Origin of the sequence: Pasteurella oralis, from assembly GCF_002850605.1 — a bacterium.
In the GTDB taxonomy this organism is placed as follows: Bacteria; Pseudomonadota; Gammaproteobacteria; order Enterobacterales; family Pasteurellaceae; genus Pasteurella; species Pasteurella oralis.
On record NZ_NXGB01000005.1, the window covers coordinates 174,123 to 180,559 of the forward strand.

Consider the following 6,437-nt stretch of genomic DNA (forward strand, 5'->3'; position numbering starts at 1 on the left):
TGAGCTTTCAGCCATTTTTTATATTGATATTGAGGCAAGTATGCTTTTTTCATATTCCCCTGTCACAACATTGTGTGCAAGTGTGGTCAAAATGCAGAAAGAAAGTTTAAAACACTTTGAACAGCAACATTTTACAGCGTTTTCAGTGTATCAGCTCATTGCAAATCGCACGTTATTTTGTGACCAGCTTTTGTGTGATCTTTGGCAACAATTTCAGTTAGCTGATCATTCACAATTAACTCTTATCGCAGTTGGGGGATATGGTCGTGAAGAAATGTTCCCGTTATCAGATTTAGATTTTTTAATCTTAACCGAACAAGAACTCGATCAGCAAACAAGCCAGCAAATTCGTCAATTGATCCAATTCTTATGGGACAGTGGTTTTGATGTGGGACATGCTGTACGTACTTTAGTTGAATGTAAAACTGAAGGGCAGCAGGATATCACTGTCGCAACAAATTTATTAGAGGCACGTTATTTAACGGGCAACCAAGCGCTATTTAATCAATTAACAAGCCTTGTCCAACAAACTGACTTTTGGCCATGTGATGCGTTTTTTAGAGCCAAAACGCAAGAGCGTGCTGCACGTTATCAACGTTATCACAATACGAGTTATAACCTTGAGCCTGATATTAAACACAGTCCGGGTGGCTTACGTGACTTGCATTTATTGTATTGGATTGCATTACGCCATACTGGCGCGAAAAACTTAGATGATATTTTAAAATCAGGTTTTATTTATCCTGAAGAATACGAATTGTTACAAGAAAGTCAGCAATTCTTATTCAAGGTACGTTTTGCTTTGCATTTAATTTTAAAACGCTATGACAATCGGCTTTTGTTTGAACGACAAATTCGAGTGGCGGAATTATTAGGGTTTGAAGGACAAGCAAATCAAGGGGTAGAGAAAATGATGAAAACATTTTTTCAAGCCTTGCAAGCCATTTCATTATTGAGTGATTTGTTAGTAAAACATTATCGTGAACATTTTTTACAAACTGATGGAACTGCTCAAATACACATCTTAGATAGTTATTTTCAATTAGTAGATAATGCGATTTGTTTACGACATCCTCAGATTTTTGTGCAACAACCTGAACAGATTCTCGATCTTTTTTTTCATTTGACTCAACACCATCAAGCAGACATTCATTCTTCTACCTTACGTCAATTGCATCTTGCGCTTGAACAATTAGTTGGCTATTTGAGTGATTTTCCTGCCGCTAGAGAAAAGTTTTTACGTTTATTTAATCAACCTAAAGCAATTGAACGAGCCTTTGTGCCAATGCACAAGTACGGTGTATTAAATGCGTATTTGCCACAATGGCATCATGTTGCGGGGTTAATGCAATTTGATTTATTTCATTGTTATACCGTTGATGAACATACGTTACGTACTTTATTGAAATTAGAATATTTTTTAGATCCTGAAAGTCAACAAATTCATCCTGTGTGTAGTCAAATATTCCCATATTTAACTGACCGTACCTTACTGTATATTGCTGCATTATTCCATGATATTGCAAAAGGCAGAGGCGGCGATCATGCTGAACTTGGTGCCGTTGATGTGGCAGCGTTTGCCGAATTACATGGTTTTGATCAGCGTGAGATTCATACATTAGTATGGTTAGTAAAGCAACACTTATTAATGTCAGTGACTGCGCAAAGACGAGATATTCATGATCCTGAGGTTGTATTAGCGTTTGCCGCCGCAGTACAAAATCAAGTACGTTTAGATTATCTGACTTGTTTAACTGTTGCTGACATTTGTGCGACGAATGAAACATTATGGAACAGTTGGAAACGTACATTAATTGCAACCTTATATCAATTTACTCGCCAACAATTTGATCAAGGTATGGATTGCTTACTTGATCATCAACAAAAAATTGATACACATCGTCAACAAGCATTGGCATTGTTGTTAGCACAGAATAGTGCACATAATCAACAGCAGATCACTGAGATTTGGCAAAGATGTCCAGATGAATATTTTTTACGTAATACACCAAAACAAATTGCATGGCATACACAATTATTATCTGAATTAAATGAAGAATTATTAGTTAAAATCAGTAACCGATTTTCAGAAGGTGGTACTGAAATTTTTGTGTACTGTAAAGACCAACCGAACTTATTTAACAAAGTTGTGACAACGATTGGTGCCAAAAAATTCAGTATTCATGATGCACAAATTATTACTAGTCATGATGGTTATGTTTTTGATAGTTTTATTGTGACTGAATTAGATGGTAAGTTAGCAAAATTTGAACGTCGTCGCAGTTTAGAAAAAGCGCTGAATAAAGCACTTTCAACGCCTCAACCAATAAAAAATACTATATTGCCTAATCCTAAATTGATTCATTTTAGCGTCAAGACAGAGATTCGCTTTTTGAAAGAAAACCGAACAGATCAAACAGAAATGGAGTTATTTGCGTTAGATCAAACGGGCTTGTTAGCTAAAGTGAGTCAAGTATTCAGCGAGTTAAAATTGAATTTGCTTAATGCGAAAATTACTACGATTGGTGAGCGGGCAGAAGATTTCTTTATTTTAACTAATAGTCAGAATAAAGCTCTTACTGTCAGTGAAAGAGCGCAGTTAGAAGAACGGCTTTATCAAGTCCTGCGCTAAAATTTGATAAAAAGTGACCGCACTTATTAAAGTGCGGTCTTGTTTTTGTCATATTTTGTTATTGATTGCTGGCTAGGGCTGCAAATGCAATATCTGCGGCTCGTAGTGTGGATTCAATGTCTTGTTCTGAATGAGCTAAAGACATAAAACCAGCTTCAAAAGCAGAAGGGGCAAGATAAATACCTTGTTCTAACATTTTATGGAAGAAAAAGTTAAATTTTTGCGTGTCAGCTGCCATTACGTCTTGATAGGAGGATACTTCAGCTTTATCGGTAAAAAATAAACCAAACATGCCACCAACATAATTCACAACAAAGGGAACTTGATATTTATCTGCTAGTGTTTTTAAACCGAGCGCAAGCTTTTCAGTTTGTATCGCAAGACGTTGTTCATTACCTGATTTTTTTAGTTCATTTAAACAAGCTAATCCCGCTGCCATTGCAATCGGATTACCTGACAAGGTGCCTGCTTGATAAACAGGGCCTAGTGGAGCAATGAATTGCATAATTTCTTTTTTACCACCAAATGCACCAACCGGCATACCGCCTCCAATGACTTTGCCAAGACAAGTTAAATCAGGTTTCACATTGTAATAAGATTGTGCGCCACCTAAAGCAACACGGAAACCTGTCATGACTTCATCAATAATAAACACCGCATTGTATTCATCGCAGAGAGTACGTAAACCTTGTAAAAAATCTGCTTTGGGTGGGACACAATTCATATTACCTGCAACGGGTTCAACAATGACACAAGCAATTTCGTTTGGAAATTGTGTGAATGCTTGTTTGACGGATTCAAGATCATTGTAATGACAAGTTAAAGTGTGTTTAGCAAAATCAGCAGGTACACCAGGAGAGTTTGGTTGACCTAAAGTAAGAGCGCCAGATCCTGCTTTTACTAATAATGAATCGGCATGTCCATGATAGCAACCTTCGAATTTAATAATTTTATCTCTACCAGTATAACCACGAGCTAGACGAATAGCCGACATTGTTGCTTCTGTACCAGAGCTGACCATACGTATCATTTCCATAGAAGGAATCAGCGAGCAGACTAGTTCAGCAAGCTCAATCTCTAACGGTGTTGGTGCACCAAAACTTAAGCCATTTTTTGCGGTTTTTATTACGGCATTGAGAATGGCTGGATGGTTATGCCCAAGAATCATAGGTCCCCACGAACCCACATAATCAATATATTGTTTCCCTTCAGCATCAAAGATATAAGCACCTTGCGCTTTTTCAATGAAAACAGGTGTATCGCCAACACTTTTAAATGCTCGTACGGGTGAATTTACTCCACCGGGGATAGTTTGTTGCGCGCGTTGAAATAAAGATGCTGATGTTGTCATAATAAAATCCTAAGTTACACGTCAAATTGTTTTTATTTTACTGTAAAAAGTGGTAAATAGATAAAAATATTTATGGAAGAAAAAGGCTTTATGGTATTCTTCGCGCATAAAAATTCAAAGGAAAGATTCAATGCTATTGAGTTTATTTGTTACTTTTTTAGGTGCTTTTTTTACATTATTAGTGATGAGACCTATTGCTAATAAGCTTGGTTTAGTTGATAAACCAAATTATCGTAAGCGACATCAAGGCGCGATTCCACTCATTGGCGGTATTTCTTTATTTGTCGGTAACCTTTGTTTCTATCTATTAGAATGGGAACAAATGCGTTTACCTGCACTTTATCTATTTAGTATTTTTGTCTTATTAGTTATTGGCATAATTGACGATCGTTTTGATATCAGCCCGTTTTTACGCGCAGGAATTCAAGCGATATTGGCGGTGCTCATGATTGATCTTGGTAATTTATATTTAGATCATTTAGGACAGATTATTGGACCTTTCCAACTCACATTAGGATCAATCGGCTTAATTATCACCGTATTAGCAACTATTGCAGCAATTAATGCTTTTAACATGATTGATGGTATTGATGGCTTATTAGGTGGACTATCTAGTGTTGCGTTTGCTTCAATTGGTATTTTATTAGTGATGGATAACCAGCTTGATTTAGCTTATTGGAGTTTTGCATTAATTATTGCTATCTTACCTTATTTTATGATGAATCTCGGTATTCCTCTGGGCGCTAAATTTAAAGTATTTATGGGAGATGCTGGAAGCACTCTTATTGGTTTTACTATTATTTGGATTTTATTGTTGAGTACGCAAGGCAAAGGACATCCAATGAATCCCGTTACAGCACTTTGGATCATTGCGATTCCATTAATTGATATGGTCGCAATTATGTACCGCCGTTTACGTAAAGGCAAAAGTCCCTTCCGCCCTGATCGTCTACATGTTCACCATCTTATGATGCGAGCAGGTTTAACTTCAAGGCAGGCATTTTTATTAATTACTTTTGCTGCTGTAATTTGTGCAACAATTGGGATTCTAGGTGAAATTTTTTATATCAATGAATGGTTCATGTTTGGTGGATTTATTCTTTTATTTTTTATGTACTCTTACTCAATTACTCGAGCATGGCGGATTACACGTTGGATTCGCCGAATGAAGCGTAGAGCAAAACGCATTCAGACAAGGAACAAATAATGACTCAAACAGAAAATTTTGAAAAAATTGACCGCACTTTGTTAAAAAATCTATTTTCTATTATTGGCGTTACAGTATTAGGAGCTGTCATTGCTTACGGAAGTAGTTTTTCTGTTAGCAAATCTTGGATTGCTGAAGCAAAAGTCGAAAGACCCGATGTTGTTTCATTAGGCAATTATTACTCACTTTCTTCCACCTACCAATTCATTAAGAATAAAGATAATGTGCTAGACGATACAGAAATTGTTTATAACGAATTTACAAGACAATTGATATCAGAAAATAGAATTCGTTATTTTTGGCAAACCAGTGAGTATTATAAACAGAAACAAACTGGTGAAACGCACATTGATCTTGCATTATTAGAAAAGTTAGTTAGTAGTATAAAATTTCAAATGGCTAATTCTAATGAATTTGCAGATACAGTGAGTCTGGAACTTGAAAATCCGAAATTAGCGACAGAATTGCTTGCTACATTTGTTGATTATGTCAATCAAGAAACACGTAAAGTTGTTTATAGTAATTTAATTACACAGTGGAAAGTTGTGTTTGAGCGGGTTAAGAATGCAACGGAATTTAATTTAGGCAGAAATGCACAAAGTGTGGTTGATTCTACGCAAGATTGGCAAGGTAAGCTACAAATGATGAGAGCAGTGAGTCCATTAGATGAACAATTTACTGCTTATCGTTATGCAAAACAACCCACTCAGCCAATTAAGCCAGTCTCACCAAATCGTTTGTGCTGGGGAATATATGGTGCGCTTATAGGATTTTTCTTTGCACTATTATTTTTATTGATATTTAATTCACGTAAAAATAATCAAACTGCTTTAAATTAATGAAAGATAGGCGTATATTTAATAACTCCTGTTCAGATTGAACAAAAAACTATCTAATGAGTTTTTTTTTCAAAAAAGTACTAGACAAGTGTTTGGGAACTCATTAATATACGCCCCGCAACGACGCGATGAGCGCTCGTAGCTCAGTTGGATAGAGCGTTGGCCTCCGGAGCCAAAGGTCGCAGGTTCAAATCCTGTCGAGCGTGCCAGAGGTTCAATGCAATGAAAACAAAATATGGTGGCTATAGCTCAGTTGGTAGAGCCCCGGATTGTGATTCCGGTTGTCATGGGTTCAAGTCCCATTAGCCACCCCAAATTTTTCTAGTCGGCGAGTAGCGCAGCTTGGTAGCGCAACTGGTTTGGGACCAGTGGGTCGTAGGTTCAAATCCTATCTCGCCGACCAATTTC

The 6,437-nt window shown here is 36.8% G+C and carries 4 protein-coding genes and 3 tRNA genes; 6 read left to right on the forward strand and 1 reads right to left on the reverse strand.

Features of this window, described 5'->3' with window-relative positions:
- Positions 1-40: 40 nt before the first annotated feature.
- The gene (glnD, locus tag C0975_RS08085) at positions 41-2,632 is read left to right on the forward strand and encodes a bifunctional uridylyltransferase/uridylyl-removing protein GlnD (RefSeq protein WP_101775895.1); all 2,592 of its coding nucleotides are present in this window, start codon (positions 41-43) and stop codon (positions 2,630-2,632) included.
- A 58-nt stretch (positions 2,633-2,690) separates the two neighbouring features.
- Here the strand turns inward: glnD and hemL are convergent, their stop codons facing one another.
- Positions 2,691-3,983 carry a glutamate-1-semialdehyde 2,1-aminomutase gene (hemL, locus tag C0975_RS08090; protein ID WP_101775887.1) on the reverse strand — a complete coding sequence of 431 codons (1,293 nt, stop codon included), beginning with the start codon at positions 3,981-3,983 and terminating at the stop codon, positions 2,691-2,693.
- A gap of 130 nt (positions 3,984-4,113) precedes the next feature.
- Between hemL and wecA the strand changes: the two genes are divergently transcribed.
- The 5 genes from wecA (at position 4,114) to C0975_RS08115 (ending at position 6,432) form a co-directional block, all read left to right on the forward strand.
- Positions 4,114-5,190, forward strand: a complete 1,077-nt coding sequence (gene wecA, locus C0975_RS08095) for a UDP-N-acetylglucosamine--undecaprenyl-phosphate N-acetylglucosaminephosphotransferase (protein WP_101775888.1) — start codon at positions 4,114-4,116, stop codon at positions 5,188-5,190.
- Positions 5,190-6,029, forward strand: a complete 840-nt coding sequence (locus C0975_RS08100) for an LPS O-antigen chain length determinant protein WzzB (protein ID WP_101775889.1) — start codon at positions 5,190-5,192, stop codon at positions 6,027-6,029. Before wecA ends, C0975_RS08100 begins: the two co-directional genes overlap by 1 nt.
- A 132-nt stretch (positions 6,030-6,161) precedes the next feature.
- Positions 6,162-6,238 (forward strand) — tRNA-Arg (locus C0975_RS08105).
- 29 nt (positions 6,239-6,267) lie between these two features.
- Positions 6,268-6,343, forward strand: a tRNA-His gene (locus C0975_RS08110).
- A gap of 12 nt (positions 6,344-6,355) precedes the next feature.
- Positions 6,356-6,432: transfer RNA gene (locus C0975_RS08115), tRNA-Pro, on the forward strand.
- Positions 6,433-6,437: the final 5 nt, after the last annotated feature.

Excerpts from the sequence above, each read along its gene's own strand:
- glnD (WP_101775895.1), top strand. The coding sequence starts at position 41 with ATGCTTTTTTCATATTCCCCTGTCACAACATTGTGTGCAAGTGTGGTC.
- hemL (WP_101775887.1), bottom strand. The coding sequence starts at position 3,983 with ATGACAACATCAGCATCTTTATTTCAACGCGCGCAACAAACTATCCCC.
- wecA (WP_101775888.1), top strand. The coding sequence starts at position 4,114 with ATGCTATTGAGTTTATTTGTTACTTTTTTAGGTGCTTTTTTTACATTA.
- C0975_RS08100 (WP_101775889.1), top strand. The coding sequence starts at position 5,190 with ATGACTCAAACAGAAAATTTTGAAAAAATTGACCGCACTTTGTTAAAA.